This window comes from Candidatus Zymogenus saltonus, assembly GCA_016929395.1.
Classification (GTDB): domain Bacteria; phylum Desulfobacterota; class Zymogenia; order Zymogenales; family Zymogenaceae; genus Zymogenus; species Zymogenus saltonus.
In genome coordinates, this window is record JAFGIX010000047.1 from 1 (window position 1) to 26,691 (window position 26,691).

Below are 26,691 nucleotides of genomic sequence, written 5' to 3' on the forward strand. Positions count from 1 at the left end.
AAAAAAAGGAACTATGAAAAACTCATAACCCCTTGAAATCACTGGAGCCGGAGGGGGGAGTTGAACCCCCGACCTGATGATTACGAATCAACTGCTCTACCTCTGAGCTACTCCGGCAAAATGCTATGATAAAATATACCCTTTTGTTTTTTTTGTCAAGACGTTAGATGATCAAAAGAATATTTTGTTCACACCGTTTTGAAACTCAAGACATCTGTATCTATTACCCCGCCTTATCTAAAATTCCATCAAAAAACTTTCTTACCCACTTGTCTAACACTCCTTTTCTGCTATAATATACCATTGAAAAACCGAAACGCTGTTCAAGTGAAAATTTGATTTATATATATCGGCCATACAAGTAAAACGCAATTAAGCGAGCTCAACTCAATCGATACAATGGAGGTTACCAGTGTTGCTTGTCGGCGATATAGGCGCCACCAAGACCATCTTGGGAATCTACTCGGCCGACAGCCGGCCGCAAAACCCCATAACCTCGGCAACATATCCAAGCGATCGGTATCCGGACCTCGATACGCTCCTTAACGAGTTCATCAAGGAGAACAGAGTCAAGATAACCAGGGCGAGCTTCGGTGTGGCGGGTCCGGTCATTGACCGCCGAGCGAAGATAACAAATCTCCCGTGGACGGTGGACGTGGAGAGGCTAAAAGAAACCCTGAACGTTGAAAACGTGGACCTCTTCAACGACATCTGCGCCATAGCGTACAGCATTGCCTGCCTTGAGGACAAAGACCTGACAACCCTGAATAAGGGTGTGCCCGTCAATCGGACTCCCATCGCCGTCATCGCCCCGGGCACTGGCCTCGGTGAGGCGTTCCTGACATGGGACGGAGATCGCGACCGCTATCGCCCGCACGCCTCCGAGGGGGGACACGTCGATTTCGCCCCGAAGACCCAACGCGAAATCGAATTGATGCAATACCTTTACCGGAGCCACAAACACGTAAGCTACGAGGACGTTTGTTGCGGAAAGGGGATACCGAACATATATAACTTCTTAAAGGACTGCGGAGACTTTAGAGAGTCGGTCTGGCTTTCCGATGAGCTTAAAGGGGCGAACGACCCGACGCCGATCATAGTCGGCGCCGCCCTCTCCACGGAGAGGGAATGCAAGATCTGCGAGGAGGCGCTCTCCATATTTATCTCGGTATTGGCGAGGGAGGCGGGAAACCTCGTCCTCAAGGTGGCCGCCACCGGAGGCCTTTACATAGGCGGCGGGATTCCGCCGCGAATCATCTCCCGTCTCAAGGAAGAGCGCTTTATGGAGGCTTTTCTTGACAAAGGGGCATTTGCGGAGCTCCTATCCGCCGTTCCCGTAAAGGTGATTATGAATCCAAAGGCCGCCCTGATCGGCACCGCCCGTTATGGCCTCGATCTTTATAGAGAGTAAGATATTGGGCCAACGGGCGACTTTTTTACGAATCGATCTCGATTCACCGAGACCGGCCTTGTCGAGGCCAAGACCGGCCCGGATTTCCGTTTGTAACGGGGAAATGAGAGATACCGTTTTTGGCCTAAAAAATAATACACCGCTTTTATACATTAGGAGTTGCGAATGAAGGAAGGAAAAAAGGCCTCCTTTTTTACGGGAGATTTTCAGGATGAGCTGAACCGCGCTCTCCACGATATGGAAAGAGAGAAGGTAGTCTCGAGGATATGGGGGCACGACCACATGGTATGGAAGCCGGAGCCGAGGGAGATTACAAACCGCCTCGGGTGGCTTGAGATAGCCGACGCTATGATGGAAAACGTGGGGGAAATCGTTAAGTTCGTGGAGGATGTGAAGTCGGCCGGTTACACAAACGCCCTCCTCATGGGGATGGGCGGTTCGAGCCTCGCCCCCGAGTTTTTCAGAAAGACCTTCGGCGTCAAAAAGGGATTCCTCGACCTCGCCGTCCTCGACAGCACCGACCCCGGGGCGGTGTCGGGATTCGCCGACCGGCTCGATATCGAAAAGACCCTCTTTATCGTCTCCACGAAATCGGGAACGACCGTGGAGACCCTCTCCTTTTTCAAATGCTTCTACAACCTCGCCCTAAAGAGGCTCGGAGCAAAACGGGCGGGGGAGGGTTTCATCGCCATAACCGACCCAGGGTCATCCCTGGCGGAGGTAGCCGGGATGTTGAATTTCCGCAAGGCATTCCTCAGCGACCCGAACATCGGGGGGCGTTATTCCGCCCTCTCCCATTTCGGGCTCGTGCCGGCGGCCCTGATAGGCATGGATATAGAAACGCTTCTTGAAAGGGCAGTCGAGGTCGCCTCCGAATCGAGGGATTCTGGCCCTGAAGGGGGAGAAAGCGACGCCGTCAGGCTTGGGGCGCTGATGGGGGCGCTTCACGGCGCCTCCGTAAACAAGGCCACGTTTATCATCTCGCCGGAGTTCGCCTCCTTCGGCGACTGGGTCGAGCAGCTGATCGCTGAGAGCACCGGAAAGGAGGGAGTGGGTATATTACCTGTGGTAAACGAGCCTTTGGGAGATCCGAGCCTCTACGGAGACGACCGGTTTTTCGTAAAAATAGGGCTTGAGGGGGACACGGCTCAAGACTCCTTTATCGCCGATATTGAGGGGGCCGGCCGGCCCGTGGTCAGACTTTCCCTGTCTGACCTCTACGACCTCGGGGGGCAGTTCTTCCTCTGGGAGATGGCGGTGGCGGTCTCCGGCCACCTCCTCAAAATAAATCCCTTCGAGCAGCCGGACGTGGAGGCGGCAAAGGTCCTGGCCAAGGAGGCGGTTGCCCGATATAAAGAGGAGGGAAGGCTCCCGGAGGAGACTTTGACCGCTGCGGGTGACAACATAACCGTCTACGGGGGGATGACCGCGGCCGACCCGGGGATGGCGATGATCTCGTTTCTAGAAAACGTCAAACCCGGGGGGTACGTGGCGCTTATGGCCTACCTCAAGCCGGAAGAAGAGATAGGAAAAAACATGTCGCGTTTCCGCCAAAGAATCAGGGAGAGATTCGGGGTCGCCACCACGTTCGGATACGGCCCCCGCTTTCTCCACTCCACCGGCCAGCTCCACAAGGGGGACTCCGGCGGCGGCATCTTCATCCAGTTTACCGCCGACGACGAGCTGGATGTCCCGATTCCTGACGAGGCTGGGGGAAACGAGTCTAACATTACGTTTGGCGTTTTGAAGGCCGCCCAGGCGATGGGGGACATGAACGCCCTCACAAACGCCGGGCGAAAGGTCGTCAGGTTTCATTTAGGCGGGAACATAAAAGGGGGACTGGAGCTGTTATTGAGGGCGTTCTGACCCTTGCCGATTTGATCTCAACGGTCAAGGTCCGCCTTCCCGATCCTCTCCCGATGTCCCGCACCCGATGAAATGAAACCGCCCGATTTGAACCGCGAGCGGGGAACGGAAACCACCTTTGACATTCAGGGGATTGATCAAGTACAAAAGGAAATGCCCGCCTTAAAGGCCGGGAGTCAAGAAATTTTGGATCGAAGAGACCGCCGGGACCGCCCTTTAAAAATCCCGCAGGGTGAAAGGATGTCCCTCACGTTCTATAAAAATGGTCTAAAAAAATGGCCCTCTCAAGTTATCAAAAAAAACCGCCTGTCTTTTCACGGAACAACACTTTCCCAACCTCACACAAACCCCCACCCCTCATTTCAGAGAGACAAGCTTTTCCTTCAAGATCCTGACGTGTCCCATCTCCTCGATCACAACACTGCTGACCTTGTCCTTGCCCAGCCTGTCCGGGACCGCCTCGCGGATGCCGGTATAGAAGGCTATGGAGTCGTTTTCGAGTCCGATGGCGATTTTTAAAACATCTTCCATCCTCTCGGTACCCTTGAGCTTTTCCGAGGGGTCCTCGTCAAACTTGAAGACGTAGCCGTCGGCAATCGCCTGCAGATAGAGGGCCGCCTCCCCGTTTGGATCGAACGATTCGGGCAGCTTGGACTCCTCGGCGAAATCACGCCTCATCTCTGAAAAAAGTCTTTCGTGATTTTCTTCCATCTCCGCAAGGTCGAGGAGCATCTTTTTGCCGTCCTCGTCAAAAGACCGGGCGGCCTTCCTGTAAAACTTGGCCCCGTTCCTCTCTATCTGCTCCGCGATTTCAAAGACCTCGTCCATGCTAAAAACATAGGCCATTTTCAACTCCTTTGTGAAATCGGATTTTCCGATTAAGGATTGTTCTATCAACAGGTCATAAAACCAAGCCGACCCAATACCTGCATCTGACTGACGCCCCCCACCCTCTCCCAAACCACTCCCCCTCCACTCCCTCTCAAAAATACGATCCTCTATCCGAGCCGCCCGCCGTGAATCTCCCGCCAGCTCAATCTGAAAATGAAAAATCCCAGATCCCGAAACCCGGCTTACTTCTCAGCCTCGAGGGCACAGCTGTGAATATATTTCATCCTCCCTTCCGTGGCGCCGAAGAACTTCTTGAGCTTGCCTATATCACCCTTGTCCTCCATGAGCTGTTTCATACTGTCTTCATAGCCGAGGGCTGCATAATATATCGCCCTGTCGAAATAGAGAACCGCCTTGTTATTCAACTCCTGAAGCTGATAGAGCTCAAAGGCGGTGCTGAAAAACCCCTCCGTCGTCACCACCTCCATAATCACCTTCTTCAGTATTGTGAGGGCGTTGACAATATCGTGAATGGCGTAGTTGTCCTTGAAGAACTCGTCGCCGATTCTCGTGAAATCGAGACAGAGCCTGTACTTGGAGACATCTTTCTCCATCACATTGTCGAATCCCTCAAGCACATCCGCCATCATCAGCTTAAATTTGGTTTCATCTACTCCCTCTTCCGTCCTCAGGGTCCTGGCCTCTTTGAAGTCCTTCAACCAGAGGCCCAAAATATTATCCTTTTTGCCTCTAACGATTCTTACAAGTCTTTCATTAATCATTTTCAAATCCTTACATCAAGTTCCTTGTCGTGTTCCTGTTTAAATCCGCGTTAATACGGTTAATCCTTCAGCTTCTTCAATTCGTTTATTATGACCTCAAGCTTGGGCCTCTCATTTATATCGTTTATCTTGATGAACCTTATAGCGCCTTTTTTGTCTATAATGAATATAGCCCTTTCCGAAAGGCCGTCGGACCTCAGAATCCCGAATTTATCGGCCACCTCGCCGTGGGGCCAGAAATCGGAGAGAACCGGAAACCATATCTCCCCCATGGCCCTCGTCCACGCAAAGAGGGTGGGGACGTTGTCCACGGTTATCCCCAAAAGCACCGCGTCGTATTGATCGAACATTTCCTTGGCGATGTTGTATCCGGGCCACTGCTCGGAGCAGACCGGCGTCCACGCCGCCGGGACAAAGGAGATAACAACGTTTTTTACGCCGCGAAATTGACTCAGCGTGACCTTTTCCCCGCCAACTGCGGGAAGGGTAAAATCGAAGGCCTCATCGCCCACCTTTACCTTAAGCCGGCTGTCTGTCGGCTTCAGCCTTCCAGGATCGTAAATGCTGCCCGCCATCGCCCCGGATTCCGCAAGGGCGCCGGGAGATACAAGGATCAGAGACAGGGCGACAACTGCCAGCAGGGTAAATATCCATCCTGTTTTATTTATGAAAAACATCTATTTACCCCCCGAAAATTCGAGCTTATAAATCATATCGAGAAAGACTTTTGGGTCCTCCAGTCTCCCCGCCTCGGAAAAGATGACCCTTGTCCTTCCATCGCCGGTTATCCTCACAACCACGTAGTGGGGAGTAAGGACCTTTCCGACCGTCTTCTCCACCATGTTTTCGTCGTCTGAGACGAGAGGAAACGGAATTTTGTATTTCTCCTTGAAAAAGTTCACCTCAAAATCGGAGTTATTGATCCCGATCCCTATAATCTTGAACCTCCCCTTGAGCCTCCGATCGGCCTCGATTATCTCATACAGCTTCCTCGTAAGGGGCGCTTCGTTCTGGCAATGGGAACAGTACATGGAGAAGAGCTCGATGATTACCACCTCCGCCCCTATATCCCCTATTGTGAAACCGCCCCAGCCCTTTAAACCGAGGTATTTCTTGTCTTCCGAACCTTTTGGCTTTTTAAGCTCTATATCCGGGAAAGAATCCCCCGGCTTCAGATTCACCTTACCCCACAAGGGCGGGGTAGATGAGAATAAAAACACCAAAAGGAGGAAGAATGCAATGGTTTTCAGCTTAGACATTATAACCCCCATCAAATCGATTTTGCAAATAAAAACGTTTATATACTTAATTTCAATCTTACACACAAGCGCCGTATCAGGCGCCGTCCAAGCCGCTCTTTTCCATCTCCATGAACCAAGCCTCCGGATCGGTCAGATAAAACCTCATATCGTCGAGTATCTTGAAATGACTCCTCTCCTCCTTCACCATAAGCTCCAGAAACTCCCGCTCCTTCGGGTCTTCGGCCCTCTCGAGGTGCTTCAGGTAGAAGTCCACTGCCGTAAGCTCAAAATCGACCCCAACATCCAGGGCCTGGATGTCATCGGCGTCGGCGGTAAAATCTTTGCCGTGCCTCTTTGTAAGGTCGACAAACAGGCCGCCCAGGTCGCCGTGGGAGAGCTTTTGGCCCTTCCACTCCTCGATCCAGTCGCTCCCAGCCTCCAGGGAGGAATATATCTTCATTATCCTGTCGATATGGACCCTCTCGTCATCTCTGAGCATCGTATATATTTCCCTGCCCACCTCGTTCCTGCATTTTGAAAGGGCCTGTTCGTAAAACGATATTCCCTTCTTCTCCATCTCAAGCGCCGTACTAAGCATCTTCAAGGATACCTCTTTTTCATCAGTCATTTTATCACCACCTCTTTCTCAAGGGGGAGTCTAGGCTCCCCCTTGCATATATAATATGATAAAACTCTCCTCGATCGCCGTCAAATAGGAGAGACACCCGGTTTATGCATTATCATTCCGCCGCGGCTTCGGCGCCTGGCCAGATGTATCCCCTCTGACCCAGCTTCTCGTCCAGCATGTAGAGGCCGCCCGGGGCGTCCGCCATGAGCTTCAACTTGTTCACTATCTCGTCGGCGTTGGCCTCCTCTTCCACCTGCTCGTCTACGTACCAGCCCAAGAAAGACTCCGTGGCCTTGTCGTTCTCGCTTCTTGCTATATCAACAAGGTTGTTGATCATATCGGTGACCTTCAGCTCGTGGCCATAGGCGGCCTCGAATACGGCGAGTGGAGATTTCCACTCCTTGGGCGGCTGATCTACGGCGGAAAGAACGGCCCTTCCCCCGCGCTCGTTGACGTATTCGTAGAACTTGATTGCATGATACAGCTCCTCGAAGGCCTGGGCCTTCATCCACTGTCCCATCCCCTTAAGGCTCTCGGACTCGAAATAGGCCGCCATTGACAGATACAGGTAGGCGGAATAGAGCTCCGCTACGATCTGTTTGTTTATCGCCTCTTCCACCTTCTTGTTTAACATGTTTCTTACCCCCTCCAAAGACCGTGAATATTACAGTACTCCCTGACCGTAAGGCCAGACCCGGAGATATTAAAAGACGCCTCGGGGCTGTCACCCGGCTTCAGGAACCTGCGGTAGGCCCTCCCCTTGTCGTCGATTACCTCCACCCACTCTATGTAGTGTTTCTCCTCCATCGGGTGGGGAACCTCCCCGACCTTTACCAATAGCCCCTCCGAGGTTTTTTCGGAAACAGGGACGTGTTTCTCTTTGGCGGCGTCGACCGTGTTCTCTTTGTAGAGCTTCATCGGTTGTTTACAACAGACCAGCTCCCCGACGCCCTCGTGAAGTACCTCCACTATGTTCCCGCATACCTCGCACTTGTAAATCTGTAGTCTTTCTGTCATGATTACCTCCCCTATTATTTTAGGTTGTTAAAAAATTGAAAACCTATTATAGGTTGCCCTCATTCACAATAATGATACTGGTTATCATTATTGTATATAATCTATCAACTAAATGAAAAATGTCAACGCCGTTTCGGAGGAATCTGAAATTTCATCAAGGCAGTACAGGCTATTGACACCCCTTTAAACAGATTTCTTCCGAATTTTCGGCGGCAAACCACACAGAAATGTCCTCCGGGAAATGGAGACAATATTTTTTCGGCCGCCGTTCATCGACTCAAAAACGGGGTCAACCGTTTCGGGACAATCGGGTCAAGGGGAAATGGTTGTGAAAATCAGACAGCGATTTTTTAAAAGCTTCCGTCGTAGAAAGATAGGATGACAAAATGATATTTGATCTTGATAAATGACCTCTCGGCCTATAGCCTCCGCGGGCCGATTCACAATAATCCCCCCGAAAAACTACTTCCTGCTTATTATATAATTATATGCCGAGAGAGCGGCCTTCGCGCCCTCCCCCGTCGCTATTATCACCTGTTTGAACAGGACATCGGTGACGTCACCGGCGGCGAAGACCCCGGCCATCCCCGTCCTGCACTGGGAATCGACGACGATCTCGCCTATCGCATTTGTGGTCAGGGTGTCCACCACGAGCTCCGAGTTGGGGAGAAGCCCTATCTCGATGAAGACCCCGTCCACCTCGAGAACCCTTGTATTGCCGTCTTTCAGGGACTTTATCTCTATACCGGAAACCACCTTGTCCCCCTTGATGCCGAGCGTGTTGTGCTCGGTGATGATCTCCGATTTTTCGGAAGCCATAACCTTGTCTATCAATATCGGATCCCCCGTAAGGGGCGTCAGCGATATCAGGTACACTTTTTTTGCCACGTTGATGAGATCCAGGGCGGCCTCCAGGGCCGAATTGCCCCCTCCCACCACTGCGGCCTTAAGCCCCTTGAACAGGGGGGCGTCGCAGGTCGAGCAGTACGCCACGCCCTTGCCGACCAGCTCCCTTTCCCCCGGAACGCCCAGCGATCTCGGGCGCTTTCCCATCGCCAGGATGACCGTCTTTGCGTTGTAAAGGGCGCCGTCGTCGCAAAAGACCTTCTTTATCGAGCCGGCGAGGTCTACCGATACCACCTCGACCCCCTCCATCTTCTCGACCCCGTATTTCCCGACGTGCTCTTCGAACTTCGAGATGAGTTCCACGGTGTCGATCTCTGAGAACCCGAGGTAGTTGTCTATGTCGTAGGTCCAGGTTACCTGTCCCCCGATATCCTTGCTGATGATAATGGTCTTCATGAGCTTTCTGGCGGCGTATATGGCGGCGCTCAGGCCCGCCGGCCCGCCCCCTATTATTATCAGGTCGTATATCTGCGGCGCATCTCCCGGCCTCGGCCTGCCCAGCTTGTCCCAGAGCTCGCCTACCGCCTCCAGGGTAACGAGGTTGCCGTAGCCCCCTATCGGCTCACCGCCCACGATTATCTGCGGAAGGGAGCCGCTGCCTGTTGCGGCCTTCATCTCCTTCCACCCCTCGGACCTCGGCTCCACTTCTATCTCGTGAAACTCTATTCCCTTTTCGGTCAAGAACGCCTTTGCCCTGCTGCAAAAGGGACACCCCCTAAGGGTATATATCGTTACGCCTTTCATAACCCCTCCGTACGATATTTTACGCCCTATCCAAGGAGTTCCTCTATCCGCCCCTTGTCAAAACCGACGATTACCTCATCGCCAATCTTGATTACCGGGACGCTAAGCCCGCCCTCGGTCAACTTCCTCATTTCTTCCATGGCCTCGTTATCCGAGGTCACGTCATGGTCCACATATTCGATCCCCTTCTGCGAAAGGAACTCTCTCGCCCTCTTGCAAAAGGGTCACGTGGGAGTTGAAAATAGAGTTACCTTCTTCTGCTCCATTAAAAAAAACCTCCTTGTTCTCTTGATAATAAAAACACCTTCCCTGTTTATTTGCGCCTACTCCTCTTTTTCAAACTCGTCCTTGGACGCCCCGCAGACGGGACAAACCCAGTCTTCGGGCAGATCGTCGAAGGGAGTCCCCGGCTTGATTCCGCCGTCGGGATCCCCCTCGGCGGGATCGTAAACGTATCCGCATACGGTACATACATACTTGTCCATGAAAAACCTCCTCTAAAGTCTATCAGACTCCTCTTTTGAAACTCCATCAAAATCTATACAAACCGACCTCCTCACATCGGATCATCATTTCACATCGGCCTCGTTGGAGTAGCCCCTCTTCTCCCAAAAGCCCTCGTAGTCGGTGTCTATTAGTTCTATCCTTGTCACCCACTTGACCCACTTATAACCCAGCTTCGATTCCGCCACCACCTGAAAGGGAAAGCCCCTCCTCTCGTCCAAAATCCTCCCGTTGATCGAATAGGCGAGCATCAAATCCTTTTTTACGATAAAATCATAGGGGAGAGAGGAAGAATATCCGTCCTCGGCGTAAAACACGACGTTCTTTACTCCCTCCTTCGGCCTTACCTTCTCGAAAATGTCGTGAAATCTGACCCCCTCAAAGAGAAGAGCTTCCTTCCATCCCTCGACGCAGTGGAGCGTAATCGCCTTCTTCACGTGCGGCAGCGACAGCACCTCGTCATAGGTAAGGGATACGGGCTCTTCCACAAGACCCTTTATTTCGAGCCTGTATTTGTCTTTGTCTATCTTCTGAGGCCCGCGAATTGAATTGTCGTAGGCGCGGTCGAATTTGTCAAGGTGCTTCCCCTCGTAGTTCCTTATCTCCTCGCCCTCCGTGCATGAGGCGAAGGTGAGAAAGAGCGCCACGAAAATGGAGGCGAAAAGGGCGCCCCTCTTGATCTCCATTATATTCATTTTCAACCTCTTTTGTAATTTTTTTCTAAATTAATCTCGCACTAATGTTTCAAACCTATAATCAGGCTATGTTAATGCCTTATTTAGGGTCTCGATGTCGTAAATCGGGGCCCTGCACGCGTAGCCCTCGCAGATGTAGGCCGCGGGCTTATCACTTGCCATATCCATATTCGACAGGAACAGGGAGATCTCTGACAGCTCCTTTAAGTCACCATCGCTAAGGGCGTGGATCAAGACCTTATTTGGGATGAACCTCCTCTGTACCGACTCCACCATTCCCCTCGTTATCGGATTATCCGGATAGCCCGAGATGACTATCTCCCTTGACGGCCCCATCAAAAAATCCAGCGCCTCGAGAAACTGGGTGTAGGCGTGAGGGTCCCGCCCGACTGTCGGCAGAAACGATCTTATCAGCTCCTCCGCCCTCTCCTCAAGCCTGACGTCTCCCGTTATCTTCGCGAGCCTCAGCAGATTTTTAGCCGCCACGGAGTTTCCTGACGGCGTCGCCCCGTCGTATATCTCCTTCTTCCTTATGATCAGCTTCTCCCCGTCGTTTCTGGAGAAGAACAATCCACCACCGTCTTCGTCCCAGAAGAGACCGAGCATGACATCGTTTAGGGCCACCGCCTCCCTCAAGAAGTCGATTCGGAATTCGGCCTCGTAAAGCTCGACCAACCCCCAGACAAAGAAGGCGTAGTCGTCTACGAATCCCGGGAATGCCGCCTCCCCGTTCCTGAAGCGCCTCTTTAGTCTCCCCCCTTTTGATTTGAGGTTATTCAGGACGAAAAGCGCCCCCCTTTCGGCCGCATCTAGATAATCGCGGTCCCCAAGGGCCTGATACCCCTTGGCCAGGGCGGCCACCATAAGGCCGTTCCACGCCGTTATGATCTTATCGTCCTTTAAGGGCTTCGCCCTCTTCTCCCTCACGGCATGAAGCCTTGCCCGAGAACCATCTATAAATTTCTTAAAGTCCCCGACATCGATACCCTCCCTCTCCGCAAACTCCCCCATCGGAGTCTTGACGTTGGGGATGCTCATCCCGTCCTCGAAGTTCCCCCCATCCTTAATATCGTAAAAGCGGCAGAAGAGATCTCCGTCTTTCTCCCCCAGAACGTCTCTGACCTCGCCCGGAGTAAATAGGTAGAAGAGGCCCTCCCTCCCCTCGGTGTCGGCGTCCTCCGCGGAATAGAAGCCCCCCTCTGGAGACGTCATATCCCTCAAAACGTAGGTAAATATCTCCCGCGCCGTCTCTGCGAACCTCGCATCACCCGTGACCTGAAAGGCCTCGATATAGACAACGGCGAGGAGCGCCTGATCGTAGAGCATCTTCTCGAAGTGGGGGACAAGCCACCTCTCATCCGTGGAGTAGCGGTGGAAGCCGAAGCCGACCTGGTCGAATATGCCGCCACCCCTCATTTCGTCGAGGGTCTTTACGACCATCTCGAGGGCGAGCTTGTCGCCGCTCCTCTTATACCAGCGGAGCAGAAACGTGAGGCGGTGGGGCACTGGAAACTTTGGTGCCCGGCCGAATCCTCCCCGATTCTTATCAAATATGTCGGCAATTCCCCTGTAGGCCTTTTCCATGATTGCCGATTCCGGCGCGGCCTCGCCAACGGATTTTAGGGAATCACTCCTTAAAAGGCTCGTAACGTCCTCTCCCACCTTAACGAGACGTCCCCGATCGTCCCGCCACAGGGCCGCAATCTCCGCTATAATATCTATAAATCCAGGCATCCCCATTCTACCCCTCTTGGGAAAATATGTTCCGGCGTAAAAGGGCTTCCCTTCGGGAGTCATGAATATCGAGAGGGGCCAGCCGCCGCTTCCGGTCATGGCGTGGCAAACCGTCATGTAAATATTGTCTATGTCGGGGCGCTCCTCCCTGTCCACCTTTATCGAGACGAAGTGCTCGTTCAATATCCCGGCCAGATCGGCGTCTTCAAAGGACTCTTTCTCCATGACGTGGCACCAGTGACAGGTTGAATAGCCTATGGAGAAGAAGATCGGCTTGTCCTCGTCCTTCGCCTTTCTGAACGCCTCGTCACCCCAGGGATACCACTCCACGGGATTTTCCGCGTGCATAAGGAGGTAGGGACTCTTTTCCTTTTTTAGACGATTTGTCATTTCATCTTCCAAATTTTTTCAGCTTCTTCTGCCCGGCAATAAGCTATCTCCTAAGCTTCTTTACTATTGTGCGGCCGTAGTCATGCGACGCCTTTACAGCGCCCTTAGCCTCCGGCGATTTCAACCTGAACGCCCCGCCCATCACTTTCATATCGAAGATATTTCTCATTGTATTGTAAATCCTGTCCTGCGCCTCGCCGCTCCATCCGTAGGAGCCAAATACCCCGCCAACCTTCTCCTTCAGCTTGGCCTCCTCCATAAGAAAGAGAAAGGTCTTAACCGACTGGAGCATCTCCCCGTGGTAAGTCGGTGAACCCAATATGATCGCGGCGTAACCGTCCAGCTCCTCGACCTCTTTAATCTCCTTTACATCCTTTACCACCGCCTCCGCCCCGCCGAGGCGCACCCCCTCGGCGATCTGCTCGGCGATCTGCTGGGTATTGCCCGTCCTCGAAGCGTATGCAATTAATACCTTTTTCATTCTATAACACCCCCTTTACTTTTTAGCTGTAACTTTATTAAACCGTAAGAGCAGGGACTTAGACCCTTTTATTTTTTTAAAGCGCCTTCCATAAACCATCCGCCTATTACGCATTCATATTATATATTACATAATATAATACCGAAACCTTAAATTACAATCAATAATAATTACTATTTGTGTAATTTTTTCGCCATCTGCGATGGAGCCGCTTGCCGTCCTTCGGCAGCCCTGGAAGTTCCCATGACTTCGGAATTCGGCCCGATAATATTATAGCTCCCACCCGAAGGGAAAATCTCAGCCATTGCCATTGAGATTTCTGGAAGCGAAAAAGGCGCCTATTGCGATGGATTTGGAAAGACCGGTAACTACTGTCAGAATCAAGCCTAAGTGTAATCTTTGGTCAATGCGAGTTTGTGAGAAATTGTAAAAATAAAGGTTGTGCCGACGTCCGGCTCCGACACACACCAGATTCTGCCTTCGTGACGCTCGACCATGGTCTTTACGTAGGCAAGGCCCATTCCCTCGCCGGGCCTGTCATCTCTTCCGGCCTTATGAAAGATCTGGAAAATCCTGTCGAAATCTTCCTTCCTAATTCCCCTCCCGTTATCCTTGACGTAAAAGGTGGTCTCGTTATAACCCCTCTCCCCGCTTATCTCGATCCTGCCGGACCTCTTCGGATCGAGAAACTTGGTGGCGTTATCCAACAGATTCCCTAATATCTGTTCCATCGAGGTCTGGTCGGCTGTTACATCCGGGAGCTCTTTTATCTCAACCTTTATTTTACCCTCTTCTATCTGATGAGCGATGCTCTTGAGTGTAACATCTATGATCTTTTTCATATTCACTTTTTCAAATACGAGTTCTCTCCTACCCAGCCGGGACAGCTTCAAAATCGCCTTTATGAGATTATCTATCCTGGTCACCGAGGAGTTGATGAACTCCATGCTCTGGGGAATATCATTGGTTAATGCCGCTTCAATTTCTTCTTTATTCTGAGGAGAAAGGTGGGGAACGACCAAAGCAAGATTTGAATTAATCTTTTCTATTGCGGATTCCAACTCTCTGGAAAATCCTTTCAGGTTTATAAGAGGGGCCTTGAGATCGTGAGAGACTATATATGTAAAGCTCTTGATCTCTTCGTTGGCCCTCTTCAGCTCATCGGCGTAGTGTCTCAACTCCTCTTCCATTCTTTTGCGCTCGGTGACGATTCTGGTAATTCCGAGAATTTCCACCACCTTGCCGTCTTCAAAAATAGGTCTTGCCAGGAACTCTATCGTCTCCATTTGGCCGTTCTTATCGTATACATCAAGCTCTTTGTGGCCTATCTCTTCGCCCGCCATGAGCCTTGACAAATACCCTTCCGCGGTTTTAGACGAATCGGGCGTTACGGTATCCCAGAAACTTGTTCCGATCAACTCGTCTGTCGTATATCCGGTCAGCTCTTCCAGGGCCTTGTTCAAGAATTTGTAATTCCCAAATTCGTCCGTCACGTAAATAATATCCCGGACGTTCTCGACTATAAACCTGTATCTCTTCTCGGACTCCTGGAGGGCCTCTTCCGCCCTCTTTCTGTCGGTGATATCGACTATGATTCCCTCTACATATCCTTTTTCCGGAAAGACCTTCGCTGATATTGAAACATGCTTTTCGGATCCGTCCTTTTGGCTCAAGCGTGTTTCAAAATCGGACAGCTCTCCCATCTCTTCGAGCAGGACAAGGTTGTTTATCCTGTCTTCGAGGGGGAAAAAATCGGAGGTCTTGTAATTGTTTAACAACTCATCGACCGACTCCACTCCGACAATCTCCGCGCATTTAGGGTTTGCCCTAAGGAGACCGCCGTCTTTGATACTCGCCCTCCATATTCCGACGAGGGCGGTTTCAAAAAGATTCCTGTACAGCTCCTCGCTCTCCTTTAGGGCCTTCTCTATGCGCTTCCTTCCCGTGATATCGAGCATTGTCCCGGTTATCTTAAGGGGATTGTTGTTGCCATCGCGTTCAACGACCCGTCCCCGGTTTTGAATCCATCTCCACTCCCCGAATTTATCCCTCACCCTGTATTCATCCTCAAAAAAACTCGTTCTCCCCTCGATGCTGTCCGACAGCTTCTTGGTAAATGTTGGGTAATCTTTTGGATGAATCAACTCGTACCAATTATTATGAAATACCTTGAACTCCTCCTCGCTGTACCCGAGAGTCTCGCCCCATCTGTAGTCGAAATAACTCTCTCCCGTCCGAAAGTCCGCGCCCCAGATACAGAGATTTGTGGCGTTAATGGCAAGATCCAACCTCTGTTGACTCAGTTTGAGCTCCTCCTCGGTCCGCTTCCTCTCCGTGATATCGAGCATTGTCCCTACTATTTTTAGGGGATTGTTGTCACTGTCACGCTCAACAACGCTTCCCCGGGCGTAAATCCACCTCCATTCCCCGGACTTATCTTTTACCCGATATTCACACTCAAAATAAGGAGTCCTATCTTCTATATTGTCGACAATGCTTTTTTCAACAATCTCAACATCTTCGGGATGAATTAACCTGATCCACGAATTTAGATACTCCTTGAACTCCTCCTCGCTGTACCCGAGGGTCGCGCCCCATTTGTAATCGGAATAAATCTCCCCCGTTTGAAAGTCCGCGCCCCATATCCCAAGGTTCGTGACGTTCATGGCGAGCTCCAACCTCTGTTGATTTATCCTGAGCTCTTCCTCGGCATGTTTTCGGGCCAGGCGTTCATTATATTTCCTTACAACCTCCGGAAGTATCAGGGGAAGGAGCTTTAGATAACCCTGGTTCGGATCCTTGATTATATAATCGTCTACGCCAAGTTTTAGGGCCTCCACGGCTATCTCCTCCGAGCCGCTCCCCGTCAATAGCACCAATGGGAGGGGTATCTTTTCATTAATCAGATCCCTGACCAGATCGAGACCGGATATTCCCGGCAGTTGGAAATCTATAACCACAATATTAGAAGTATATTTGCCCAAATGAAGCATCTCATATGCTTCCTCGGCCCTTTCACACTCCGTTATCTCAAAGGAGACGTTGCTCTTCTCAAAGGCCCTGCGAAACGATAATCTGTCGTGCTTATTATCCTCGACAAGCAGGATGTCAATTGAGGGGGCTTTTTCGTTATTAGTCAACATGTCCTCCCCGAAGATCGATTAAGTTCCAAAAAAGATGTTGATCTTCATTTCATAGTTCAGGTGTTCGGCTTTCACCTGTTTGACAATAGAGGCATCAATGCCGAGAGCGCATCCTTTAAACCAGTTTTCCATAGACATTGACCTCCCCAAAAATGATGAGATGTAATTGATTTAATGCCTTATAATTCCCCTTCCAGATTCCACCCAAGACCGTCTGGCCGCCCATAATAAGTATAGCTATTTCAAAAAGGAAAGTGCCCTGACTGGATTATGAAACAGGATTCTCGAATCTTTAACGCCGACAGGGGAGTTCAAGGCACTCCTTATTATCGAGAACGATTACGAGCGGATTTGATATGTTATATCATTACCCACCTTTTCAGTGGTCGGAACACTTTATCTTTAGCCCTCATCCATGAGAGGAACAAAGCCCGGTCTTTCTTCCACACTCATCCCGCCACCTGTGATTTGGGCAGGATCACGATAAACGTGCTTCCGACGTTCGGGTCCGATTCCACCCGGACTTTGCCCTTAAGCTTATTGACCGCCTTTTTGACAATGGCAAGCCCTATCCCCGTGCCCTCATACTCCCTCTTGGTGTGGAGACGCATAAAGACGCTGAATATCTTGTCTAAAAAGCGCGGGGCAATCCCTATCCCGTTATCCTTGACGTAAAATTCGTAAAAATCTCCGGAGTAGGGTCGCCAGCCCAGCTCGATCCGTTTCACCTTCGATGTATTGAACTTTACGGCATTATCGATAAGGTTCTGGAAAATCTGTTTGAGGATGACGGGGTCCGCTTCTATTTCCGGCCAATCATCCCCCATTATAATCTCGACGTCTTCGGGCAGGCTGAGTGAGCTTATCAATTCCCCAAGGATTTCCCCAATATTTATCGGCAATAAAAAGATATCCTTTCTTTCCAGTCGCGAGTATTCCAAAAGGTCATCGACCAGCTCTTCACCATGACGGACAGCTTGGTTGAGGGCCTCGATGTAAACCTTCTGATCGCCCTTGAGAATATCCTTCAGGTCTTCCTGCAAGAAGTCCGAATAGTTATGAATGGCCCGAAGGGGGGCCTTGAGATCGTGGGATACGATATGGGCGTACTGTGTCAGCTCCTCATTGGCCAGCTCCAGCGCCCTCGCCTTTTCTTCGAGCTCCCTGTGTGCCTGATTCAGGGCGGCCTCGAATCGCTTGCGATCGGTTATATCGCGTGCAACGATGGTAACGCCGCAAAACTCGTTCTTGATATCCCTGCGACCCGAGACCATGGCGTCATACCACAGCTCCTCATCACCTGCGACCATAGAATAGTCAAACTGTGCGACCTCTCCCGATTTAAGGACGTCTTCTATGGCATGGCCCAGAAGTTTCGCGATCTTTTTCGGGAAAACATCCTTGAAAGATTTTCCGATGAACAGATCGTTGGAATGCGATTTAAGCGAGCCCGATGGCTTATGGCGCTCGATAAACACCCCGTCCTTATCCAGCAGGAAAACCATGTCGTTCATTGAATCAATGGTGGATCTCAACCTCTCTTCGCTCTCCCGAAGCGCCTCCTCGGCCCTCTTTTTTTCAGTAATATCTATAATCGAGGCGATAACGCTTATCGGTTTTTTAAAATCATCCAAGACCACATTTATTGAAACCTGGGCGTCAAACGTTGAGCCGTCCTTTTTTATGGCAACCATCTCTCCCTTCCATATCCCCTTTTCAATCAAAGCCTTCGCCACCTCCTCAAACTCCTCCTCATACCGCCAGAATTTGGTAACACTTCTTCCTATTATCTCCTCTTCATGGTCGTACCCCCACATCTTTACTGTCATGGGATTCACGTAGGTGACTTTCGAATTCACCTTGGGCTCTGCAAGCACAATCGAGCTGATCGTCGAGTGAATCGCCGAATCCCTGATCCGAATCGTCTCTTCGGCCTCCTTTCGGCTCGTAATGTCCATTTGAGTTCCAACGGCTCTTACGGGTCCTCCCTCCTTTTTTATGCTCATGCCCCTGTCCAAGACCCAAATCCATTTGCCGGACTTATGACGAACCCGGTGCTCCGTCTCGTAGAAAGGGGTCCGTCCTTCAAAGTGATCCATCCACGCCCTGACAACCTTCTCCTTGTCGTCGGGATGAATAATATTTTGCCACAAGAGCTCTTCGGAACCGATCTCGTCGATCGTGTAACCATGCATCTCCGCCCAGCACCTGTCCCGGACGACCTCTCCTGTAATAAAATTCCAGTCCCACAGGCCGAGGTCAGCGCCCCGAAGCGCCAGCTCCAACCGCTGCTCGCTCTCCCTAAGCGTCTCCTCGTCCATCTTTTTATCGGTGACATCACTCACGGTATGAACAACCTGGACCACCCTCCCCCGCTCATCTTTGATCGGGTAGGTATGAACATCAAGCCAGCGATTGCCGAGACGGCTTTCCTGGATCTCCATATGCTCGGCAGCGCATGACATCAAGGTCTTTTCGTGGGGACAACCCTCTATGGGTCTGTCGGTTCCGTGAAACAGATCATAACACAATCTCCCTACGACTTTTTCTTTGCCAAAAAACTCCAACATTCCCTTATTGGCCCTGATTATCCTGTAATCCCCGTCTATGATTGCAACGAGATCGCCGATGGCATCGAAGGTCGTCTGCCATTTGTCGCTCGCCTTCGCCAGCTCTTCCTCTATCCGGTGTTTCTCGGTAAAGTCGTGCCAGATGCTGATTGTTACCCCTTCCTCTCCCTTGACGGCCTTCCCTATGAGCGACGCATTGACGTTGAAATACCTAATCGAATCTTTATCCGTCTTTGAAAACTCAATGTTCCGGCACTCTCCCTTCTCCCCGATGACTTTTTCCAATTCCATCCAACGTGAAGACGCATCGCCCTCCATATCCTTAAGCCAGTCGAAAATGGAAGTGTCCGTCATCTCCCCGGGAGTGACTCCAAAGATCGAGGAAAATTCCTTGTTGACCATGATGATCTTCTGCGAGGGAGTCGTGATCGCGATCCCGTCCACGAATGCTCCAAGGAGCGTCTCGCAGAATTCCATCGACTGGCGGTCGTCCCTCAATCCTTTTTCAATTTCAGATTCTTTCATAAAATATCCCGTCTCCCCGATTGTTTGATCCGACCCCGAGCCCCTCTATTTTTTCACGTTTATTTGAACAAATAAGTGATTGAAAAAAATCCATCTCGTAATATTATAGCACAGATTATTAGAGAATAAGTTTTATTGCACACGGCCCCTCTCCAAACGTGCCACTAACTCGGCCATTAGATTAATAGAACTATTTTTTTGATCAAAGCGGTTCAAAACAGATAAATTCTGGGATATTTACCGGCAGCTTATCCTTAATGCCTTTAACGGCCGTTCCGATCTAATCGGCCCCGGCACTGTGGAAGCGGTGATTTTTTTGCCGAAACATAAAGGGGGGGTATTGAGGAGAGCGGATTGAGGGTGTTTAAGGATTTCGCTGTTTTAGGTTGATCTTCGATATGTGGGAGCCGATGAAGCGGCCGTCAATTGCAGGATCAAGTCATGGAAAGATACGAAGGGATTCGCCGGGCCGTTATTGAATCGGCCCAATTACTAATATCACAAGGCTATTTCGGGCCGGAGCTGGATATTTCAAATATTAATCGAGGAGGAAGGTCCGATACTATAAGCACCCTATCTTCGGGTGAAGGGAAGGAGGGGGAATAATCGATACTTGTATTTAAAGAAGCTCAAAATCCTCCGAGGACCCTATTCAATTTATTAGCGACCGCCCCGCCCATTAGCGGCACATTAGACATATGCCCTTCTGAACAAAAAACCCGGGGCTTCATCATAACGATCAGAGTAATCTAAAACAGGTCGAGACGGAGTCGACCTCAAATTTTTCCCGGGTGACATTTATTCAAAAAAAACTGAGATATTCGATCCCTTCGGCCATCCCCGGAAGGTTCGAGACTGGGAGGTCAGCAGGTCCGCCCCGTCACTCCTTGTCCGCGCCGCAGCACATCCCTGGCGTACAGTCCCCCCTGAGCGCATCGGCCCCGCAGCAGCGGGCGGGCGAGTCGTTTTTTTTGCCCGTCGTGTTCATTGCGAAGTTTGAGGTGGACATCAATTTCTGGAATCCCTCCCCGCCGCAGCTTTTACAGACCATAGGATCGTCCTTCGACCCCATTTTGGTCATGAATTCATTTATCTCACCGCAGTTGATGCACCTGTATTCATGTATCGGCATAGGTATATCTCCTCCCTATCCGTGATTCGAGAGCTCTCGTTTCACGGTCTCCCAAATTTTTACGATCTCCTCTTTTATCTCCGGCGGCCCCGCCTCCATCAACGTCTTTGCCTTGCGGATCGAGTCCATAACCTCCAGGCTGTACGGGATCTCCCCCGCGACCCTTGCGTTCAGCTTCTTCGATTCGTCTTCTATAGATCTCGTGATCTCCCTGTTTATGTCGAACTTGTTTACGATGACCAAGGACAAAAGGTTGAACCGCGCCGCCAGCTCCAACACCCTCTTCAGGTCGTGTATGCCGCTTACGGTGGGCTCCGTAACCACGATAAGGAGATCGACGCCGGTAATGGAGGCTATCACCGGGCAGCCTATCCCCGGCGGGCCGTCGATTATGATAGTGTCGAGCCCTTCTCTTTCCGCGATCGCCAGCGCCTCCTTGCGGACCTCGCTGACCAGCTTTCCCGAGTTGTCTTCAGCGATACCCAGCTTCGCATGGACCATCGGCCCCATGCGCGTCTTAGAGACAAAAAGGTCGCCCGACTTGTTTTCGACCATCTCAACGGCGTCCACCGGACAGACGTAGAGACAGGCCGCACACCCCTCGCAGAACTCGTCGACCACCTCGGGCGGATCGCCGACGATAGCGTTCGACCTGCAGACCCCGACGCACTCCATGCACCGGCTGCATTTGTCCTGGTCGATCTTGGCAAGCTCCCCGCCGAAAAACTCCGTGGATTTCTCGACCTCCGGTTTCAGGAGCAGGTGGAGGTTTGCCGCGTCCACATCGCAGTCGCAGATGACCTTACTGTCGATCAGGCTGGCCAGGGCCGCGGTGATAACCGTCTTTCCGGTACCGCCCTTGCCGCTAACTATCGCTACCTCTTTTACCTTCTTTTCCACTTGTCTCCATCCGCCGCGCAAAATCGTCTTCAACCAAATAGTTCTCACCAAGCTCCCCGCCGCCATTGACCGTTCCCTCGCTTACGGCGAACTCCCTCATGATAAACTCCGTGAGGGCCTGCCTCAAGGCGGTAATCGACAGGAGGGAGCAGTGTCTCTTCCCGTCTGGAAGCTCTCCCAGGGCCTCTATCACGTCATCGTCCGAAATGGACAGGGCGGATACGAAGTCCTTTCCCTTTACGAGCTCCGTGGCCACGCTCGACGTGGCTATAGCCCCTGGGCACCCGAACACCCTGAACTTGGCGTCGGTGACTATCTCTCTCTCCCTGTCCAGCTTCAGAAAGATCTCCATGAAGTCGCCGCAGGAGGAATCCCCGACCCTGGCAAAGGCGTCGGCGTCCTCGATAATCCCGACGTTTCTCGGATTGAGGAAGTGGTCAAGGGCGATATCGGAGTAGATCTCGCCCCTGTCCCTTCCCTTGGCCCTGTCGTAAATCTCCTTAAAATCTCTCAATTCAACCTACCAATTCAACGCTTTTTCACATCTATCTCTCATCACAGGGACATGATAAAATCCCTCATCCCATGAACCCGTTCTCTTCGACCGAGAGACCCTCAAGAAATCTCCGGCCTGAAACAAGCCGTCTCTCCAATTCCGCTTTCACAACCTGTATCAGGGGCTATCATATAAAACCGGGCAATTTCCAAATACAGATATTTTTATAAGAACATGAACCTCAACAAAACGCCCCTTTTATCCACATGAAATGCAGCCCGCCGTTCTATATCCGAGGAGAGGATGAGCTTTCGACAAAAGTAGTGTCCCGCCGCCGTATCTTTACGATGGTCGGAGTACCGGAACTCATTCCTGATTTGAAGAGGTTATGCTATTTCCTCTTCAAGCTTGCGATGGCCATATCGGCCGCGTTGACAAGCTGATACGCGATGGGCGAAGCGGTCAGCGCGGGATGCGTCCCCATCTGGAACGTCGCGATATCGTCAATCGTCATGTGCTGGTGCAGACACGCACTGATGGCGTTGATCAGCTCCCCTCCACTCCTGGCCCCTATTACCTGGCCGCCGATGAGAACCCTGGTGCCCGCCTCGAATATCAGCTTGACCTTTAGATTCGCCGATCCGGGCATCCCACCGGGATGGCGGTTGACCGCCTCGGATTCGCCCACTATTATCGCATAACCCTTTTCCCTGGCGCCCGCTTCGGTCATCCCCGCCGCCGCAAAGGAGATGTCCCCAAGGATGGTGGAGTAGATGCCGATTGCGCCCATATTCGCCCTGCTTGGCCCAAAAAGATTGGCCCCGGCGATGCGCGCCTCCATCGTGGCGATGGAAGCCAGCTTCAGGCCGCTCGGCTTGCCGTCAAAAAAACTCACCTTTTCCGCGCAGTCCCCGCAGGCGAAGATGTTCTCATCGTTGGTCTGCATATAACGATTTACTTGGAAGCCTCCCGTCGGTCCGATCTCGAGCCCCGCCTTTTTCCCTACCTCCGAATTCGCCTTTGCGCCTATTCCGAGGATCACCATGTCCGCGTCGATATCCTTGCCGCTTGCAAGGTTTATCTTTTCCACTTTCGCATTGCCTGAAATAGACTTAACCTTCTCGTCCAGCAGGACCTCTATTCCCTTGTCCTTCAGTATCTCCTCGCACTTAAGGCAGAACTCCTCGTCGAACACGAGCTGGAGGCAGTTTTTCTGCATCTCGACGATCTTGATGTTGAGGTCGCTCTTCCTCTTCTGGCACTCCTCGGCGAACTCGATGCCGATAAAGCCGCAGCCTACGATCACTACGTTTTTGCTGTCTTCCATTTTGTCCAGCACGCCCTGGATATATCCAACGTCCTTTTCAATGGCGAAGACGTTTTTCTTGTCGACGCCGGGTATCGGCGGGACGAGGGGCTTTGAGCCCAACGCAAGTATGAGCTTGTCGTACTGGATCTCCTCGCCGTCCTTTGTCGTTATCGATTTCTTTTCACGATTAATGCTATCAAGCTCCCCGATAACAAGCTTGATATTTTCCTTCTCGTAAACCGCATCCGGTATCAAATTGTTTTCGGGCTTCTGCACGGTCCCAAATATATAGGGTATCCCGCACGGAATCAACACCTGTTTTTCTTTCCGCAGCAGCAATATCTCCTTGTCGGGATTATGCCGACGAGCGGTTATCGCCGCGGTCAAACCGGCCGCACTGCCACCGACGATTACCACATCAGATTTCATCATACTGATCTCCTCTATATAAAATTACTCTGTTAAGAAGCTCTCTAAAGAGATTTTTCATCTCCATATCTTCATCGATAAGCAGCCCGCCCCTCGAAATAATCTCGGCGATGGACCTCCTAAGGGGTATCTCCGCCAGAACCGTAAGCTTTTTATCCTCCATATATTCCAGAAGCTCCCTTCCCCTTTCATCATCCTGGTACCTGTTTATGACGATACCGAAGGGAAGGCCGAGGGTCTCGACCATCCCCACAGCAAGCTTGAGGTCGTTAAGGCCGAAGGGCGTGGGCTCGGTAACCAGGACGACATAATCGGTATCCCTCACCGCCTCGATGACGGGACACGAGGTCCCGGGCGACGCATCGATGAACACAATATCGTCACCTTTGGCGGCGCTCTCTATCCTCTCCCTGACTATCTTGATCAGCGGGGGAGACATGTGCTCCCCGACGTTCAGGACCCCGGCAACGTAGTTTATCCGGCCGGAGCCTCCGGCGCCAGCTTTTCCCTCGTCAATCACGCCGATCTCCCTCTCCCTCTCGGAAACCGCGTCATCCCCGCACACAATCTTGCAGGTGCCGCAGCCGTGGCAGAGCTCATCAAAAACTATGACGTTTTTCCTCGTAACAAGAAGGGCGTTGAAGCGACATGCCTCCGCACACTTGCCGCAGAGTGTGCATTTATCGGGGTCAACCTTGGGAATTAGAGTATGAGCCTTGGTACTGTCTTCAATATCCGGCTTTAGAAAAAGGTGCCCGTCCGGCTCCTCCACATCGCAGTCGGCGTAAAAAACTCCCCTTTTTTCGCCGCCGTAGATCTCCGCCGCCAATGCGGCGAGATTCACTGCAACGGTCGTCTTGCCGGTGCCGCCCTTTCCGCTCGCTATGCTGATAATCATATTAATACTATTTTCCGCTCCTGGCCTTTTCCTATATCTCTCTCAAACCTGCATGGGCGGCCGCGGACGCCGATTCGAGGAGCCTCGCCTTGCCCGAACCGAGGGCATCTACCGCATCCTTGACGGTCGCCACATCGGCGGTATAGAGCTTTACGCCCCCGGAATAGAGGGCGTCAAAGGCGTTCGGTCCGAAATTTCCGCTTATAACCGCCTCAACCCCCTCGTTTATCACGGTTTGCGCCGCCTTGATCCCCGCACCTCCGCCGCTCGATACGGCATCGTTGGAAAGGGCCTTGAAATTCTGAAGGTCATCACTGTCAACGATAATGAAGTATTGACACCTGCCGAACCTCGGGTCAAGCCCCGATTCAAGGCTGTCCCCCTTGGATGTTATGGCAATCCTCATCTATTATTCTCCTGTCTGTTCTGTATTTCTTAAGAAACCTATTCCTTCATCATGCCGCTTCCGCACTCCGGGCATTTCTGTTGAAAGCAGGGAACCCCCCGCTGATGGGGCGATTTGGTCCCGCACTTGGGGCACACACAGTTTCCCCCCGGCCCCGATCCGGGCCTGTTTCCTCCCCCCGCACCCCCTCCGCCTCCACGGCCCGCTCCTACCCCCCTGCCGCCCCCGGCACCTCCTCCGCCGCCTCCGGCACCCTGTCCCCTTCCACGTGCATTCATTTTTATCTCCTTTTATATTTTCGGTTTACTATTCGCCGCATCCGTCGTCATGGTCGTGAGCGCAGGGAACGGTCCCCTTGACCCTTCCGGCAAGGTATGCCTTCAGGATATCCTCGATCTTTCCGGCATAACCGGTTACCACCTCTATGCCCATTCCGTTAAAAAGCTCGATTGCCCTGGGCCCCATCCCTCCGGCGATCATCACATCGGCCCCGAGCGACTGGATGAATTCCGGCATTATCCCCGGCTGGTGGTTGTTGAAGTGGGGATTTTCGACCACCTCGACATCGCCCGCCGACAATTCCACGGCGTCATTGAAATCCGCGACAACATAATATGGGCATCTCCCGAAATGGGCCGAGAGCCTCCCATCAAGCCCCAGATTGTCCTCCGAAGCCATCACTATTTTTTTCATGAGTTTTTATTCTCCTGTTACTTTCAAGTTTTTGCTTTTTTTCGCACCTTTCCGACATCGAGCCTTTTCATGAGAGAATCCATTATATCAGAAAAGGCCGAAAACGTCTCCGAATCCCTCAAATATCTGACAAATGGCCTCCCCGAATCGCCGCTCTCCATAATCTCCGTATCGACAGGTATCCTTCCGAGAAACGGGACGCCCATCTCTTTGGCCGCCTTCTCGCCGCCCCCAACCTTGAAGAGGTTTATCTCCTTTCCGCAGTGGGGGCATTTGAATCCGCTCATATTCTCGACTATACCCAGTACGGGAACATTAAGCCTCTTGGAGAAGTTGACCGATTTCCTGCTGTCCAGAAGCGCCACATCCTGGGGGGTGGTGACAACGATCGAGCCTTCCGACGATCCGATCAGCTGCGCCACCGAGAGGGGCTCGTCGCCCGTTCCGGGGGGTAGGTCGACTATCAGGAAATCGAGGTCTCCCCAGTTTACTTCCCCAAGAAACTGTTTGATGACACCGTGCTTCATTGCCCCCCGCCATATCACGGGGGTATCCCGATCCTCCAGAAGATACCCCACGGAGATGACGGAAAGGCCCTCCATGACCCTTACAGGGATAATCCCCTCTTCGGAGCCGCGGAGCCTCTCGTCCTCCAGTCCCAGCATCTTCGGGATGTTCGGGCCGTGTATGTCCGCATCCAGAAGGCCGACTTCAAAGCCCTCCATCGCGAGAAAGACCGCGAGGTTCGCGGCGACGGTGGATTTTCCCACGCCCCCCTTTCCGCTCATCACCATGATCTTTTTGCCGATGCGGCCGAGCCTCATTTTTAAGAGATCCTCAGCATGTCTCTCCTTATCTTTCTCGGTGCAGCTCTCGCTTGCGTTACATGTGCTGCATGTCGAATCTTTATCGCACTCTTTATTGCTCATATATTTACCAATTTCATCAATGTCACCAATG

At 51.8% G+C, this 26,691-nt stretch carries 26 protein-coding genes and 1 tRNA gene; 2 read left to right on the forward strand and 25 right to left on the reverse strand.

Annotated features, from left to right (window positions below; all coding sequences use genetic code 11):
- Window positions 1–42 precede the first annotated feature (42 nt).
- A tRNA-Thr gene (locus JW984_09275) sits at window positions 43–117 on the reverse strand.
- A 295-nt stretch (window positions 118–412) separates the two neighbouring features.
- Here JW984_09275 and glk point away from each other — a divergent pair.
- Window positions 413–1,411: a glucokinase gene (glk, locus tag JW984_09280; GenBank protein MBN1573371.1), complete on the forward strand. Its 999-nt coding sequence runs from the start codon at window positions 413–415 to the stop codon at window positions 1,409–1,411.
- 165 nt (window positions 1,412–1,576) lie between these two features.
- Window positions 1,577–3,277: a glucose-6-phosphate isomerase gene (locus tag JW984_09285; GenBank protein ID MBN1573372.1), complete on the forward strand. Its 1,701-nt coding sequence runs from the start codon at window positions 1,577–1,579 to the stop codon at window positions 3,275–3,277.
- A gap of 357 nt (window positions 3,278–3,634) precedes the next feature.
- On the opposite strand, the gene JW984_09290 is transcribed toward JW984_09285, so the two are convergent.
- The 24 genes from JW984_09290 to JW984_09405 form a co-directional block, all read right to left on the reverse strand.
- Window positions 3,635–4,123 carry a ferritin family protein gene (locus JW984_09290; protein MBN1573373.1) on the reverse strand — a complete coding sequence of 163 codons (489 nt, stop codon included), beginning with the start codon at window positions 4,121–4,123 and terminating at the stop codon, window positions 3,635–3,637.
- A gap of 227 nt (window positions 4,124–4,350) precedes the next feature.
- Window positions 4,351–4,890 (reverse strand): hypothetical protein, encoded by a 540-nt coding sequence (locus tag JW984_09295; GenBank protein ID MBN1573374.1) that lies wholly within the window; start codon window positions 4,888–4,890, stop codon window positions 4,351–4,353.
- Window positions 4,891–4,949: 59 nt separating this feature from the next.
- Window positions 4,950–5,567, reverse strand: coding sequence for a peroxiredoxin (locus JW984_09300; protein MBN1573375.1), 618 nt, complete (start codon window positions 5,565–5,567; stop codon window positions 4,950–4,952).
- Complete coding sequence (locus JW984_09305) at window positions 5,568–6,149, reverse strand: redoxin domain-containing protein (protein MBN1573376.1); 582 nt, start codon at window positions 6,147–6,149, stop codon at window positions 5,568–5,570.
- A gap of 76 nt (window positions 6,150–6,225) precedes the next feature.
- Window positions 6,226–6,759: a ferritin family protein gene (locus JW984_09310; protein MBN1573377.1), complete on the reverse strand. Its 534-nt coding sequence runs from the start codon at window positions 6,757–6,759 to the stop codon at window positions 6,226–6,228.
- A gap of 112 nt (window positions 6,760–6,871) precedes the next feature.
- Window positions 6,872–7,393: a ferritin gene (locus JW984_09315; protein ID MBN1573378.1), complete on the reverse strand. Its 522-nt coding sequence runs from the start codon at window positions 7,391–7,393 to the stop codon at window positions 6,872–6,874.
- Window positions 7,394–7,398: 5 nt separating this feature from the next.
- Window positions 7,399–7,776 (reverse strand): desulfoferrodoxin, encoded by a 378-nt coding sequence (locus tag JW984_09320; protein MBN1573379.1) that lies wholly within the window; start codon window positions 7,774–7,776, stop codon window positions 7,399–7,401.
- Window positions 7,777–8,238: 462 nt separating this feature from the next.
- Window positions 8,239–9,426 (reverse strand): FAD-dependent oxidoreductase, encoded by a 1,188-nt coding sequence (locus JW984_09325; GenBank protein ID MBN1573380.1) that lies wholly within the window; start codon window positions 9,424–9,426, stop codon window positions 8,239–8,241.
- Between the two features lie 26 nt (window positions 9,427–9,452).
- Window positions 9,453–9,692 carry a glutaredoxin family protein gene (locus JW984_09330; GenBank protein MBN1573381.1) on the reverse strand — a complete coding sequence of 80 codons (240 nt, stop codon included), beginning with the start codon at window positions 9,690–9,692 and terminating at the stop codon, window positions 9,453–9,455.
- Between the two features lie 57 nt (window positions 9,693–9,749).
- Entirely contained in the window at window positions 9,750–9,911 is a 162-nt protein-coding gene (locus JW984_09335; protein ID MBN1573382.1) for a rubredoxin, read from the reverse strand.
- Between the two features lie 84 nt (window positions 9,912–9,995).
- Window positions 9,996–10,625, reverse strand: coding sequence for a molybdopterin-dependent oxidoreductase (locus tag JW984_09340; protein ID MBN1573383.1), 630 nt, complete (start codon window positions 10,623–10,625; stop codon window positions 9,996–9,998).
- Window positions 10,626–10,691: 66 nt separating this feature from the next.
- Complete coding sequence (locus JW984_09345; protein ID MBN1573384.1) at window positions 10,692–12,749, reverse strand: thioredoxin domain-containing protein; 2,058 nt, start codon at window positions 12,747–12,749, stop codon at window positions 10,692–10,694.
- A 43-nt stretch (window positions 12,750–12,792) separates the two neighbouring features.
- On the reverse strand, window positions 12,793–13,230 hold the full coding sequence (locus JW984_09350) for an FprA family A-type flavoprotein (GenBank protein ID MBN1573385.1): 438 nt from the start codon (window positions 13,228–13,230) through the stop codon (window positions 12,793–12,795).
- A gap of 386 nt (window positions 13,231–13,616) precedes the next feature.
- Window positions 13,617–16,373: a PAS domain S-box protein gene (locus JW984_09355; GenBank protein ID MBN1573386.1), complete on the reverse strand. Its 2,757-nt coding sequence runs from the start codon at window positions 16,371–16,373 to the stop codon at window positions 13,617–13,619.
- A gap of 449 nt (window positions 16,374–16,822) precedes the next feature.
- Entirely contained in the window at window positions 16,823–19,468 is a 2,646-nt protein-coding gene (locus tag JW984_09360) for a PAS domain S-box protein (protein MBN1573387.1), read from the reverse strand.
- An 880-nt stretch (window positions 19,469–20,348) separates the two neighbouring features.
- Entirely contained in the window at window positions 20,349–20,600 is a 252-nt protein-coding gene (locus JW984_09365) for a zinc ribbon domain-containing protein (GenBank protein ID MBN1573388.1), read from the reverse strand.
- A 15-nt stretch (window positions 20,601–20,615) separates the two neighbouring features.
- Window positions 20,616–21,566, reverse strand: a complete 951-nt coding sequence (locus tag JW984_09370; GenBank protein ID MBN1573389.1) for an ATP-binding protein — start codon at window positions 21,564–21,566, stop codon at window positions 20,616–20,618.
- Window positions 21,466–21,960: an iron-sulfur cluster assembly scaffold protein gene (locus tag JW984_09375; protein MBN1573390.1), complete on the reverse strand. Its 495-nt coding sequence runs from the start codon at window positions 21,958–21,960 to the stop codon at window positions 21,466–21,468. Before JW984_09375 ends, JW984_09370 begins: the two co-directional genes overlap by 101 nt.
- A gap of 427 nt (window positions 21,961–22,387) precedes the next feature.
- Window positions 22,388–23,737: an FAD-dependent oxidoreductase gene (locus JW984_09380; GenBank protein MBN1573391.1), complete on the reverse strand. Its 1,350-nt coding sequence runs from the start codon at window positions 23,735–23,737 to the stop codon at window positions 22,388–22,390.
- Window positions 23,724–24,632 carry an ATP-binding protein gene (locus JW984_09385; protein ID MBN1573392.1) on the reverse strand — a complete coding sequence of 303 codons (909 nt, stop codon included), beginning with the start codon at window positions 24,630–24,632 and terminating at the stop codon, window positions 23,724–23,726. Before JW984_09385 ends, JW984_09380 begins: the two co-directional genes overlap by 14 nt.
- Before the next feature lie 31 nt (window positions 24,633–24,663).
- Window positions 24,664–25,038 (reverse strand): NifB/NifX family molybdenum-iron cluster-binding protein, encoded by a 375-nt coding sequence (locus JW984_09390; protein ID MBN1573393.1) that lies wholly within the window; start codon window positions 25,036–25,038, stop codon window positions 24,664–24,666.
- Window positions 25,039–25,076: 38 nt separating this feature from the next.
- Window positions 25,077–25,316 (reverse strand): hypothetical protein, encoded by a 240-nt coding sequence (locus JW984_09395; protein MBN1573394.1) that lies wholly within the window; start codon window positions 25,314–25,316, stop codon window positions 25,077–25,079.
- Between the two features lie 28 nt (window positions 25,317–25,344).
- Entirely contained in the window at window positions 25,345–25,731 is a 387-nt protein-coding gene (locus tag JW984_09400; protein ID MBN1573395.1) for a NifB/NifX family molybdenum-iron cluster-binding protein, read from the reverse strand.
- Between the two features lie 23 nt (window positions 25,732–25,754).
- Window positions 25,755–26,660: an Mrp/NBP35 family ATP-binding protein gene (locus tag JW984_09405; protein MBN1573396.1), complete on the reverse strand. Its 906-nt coding sequence runs from the start codon at window positions 26,658–26,660 to the stop codon at window positions 25,755–25,757.
- Window positions 26,661–26,691 lie beyond the last annotated feature (31 nt).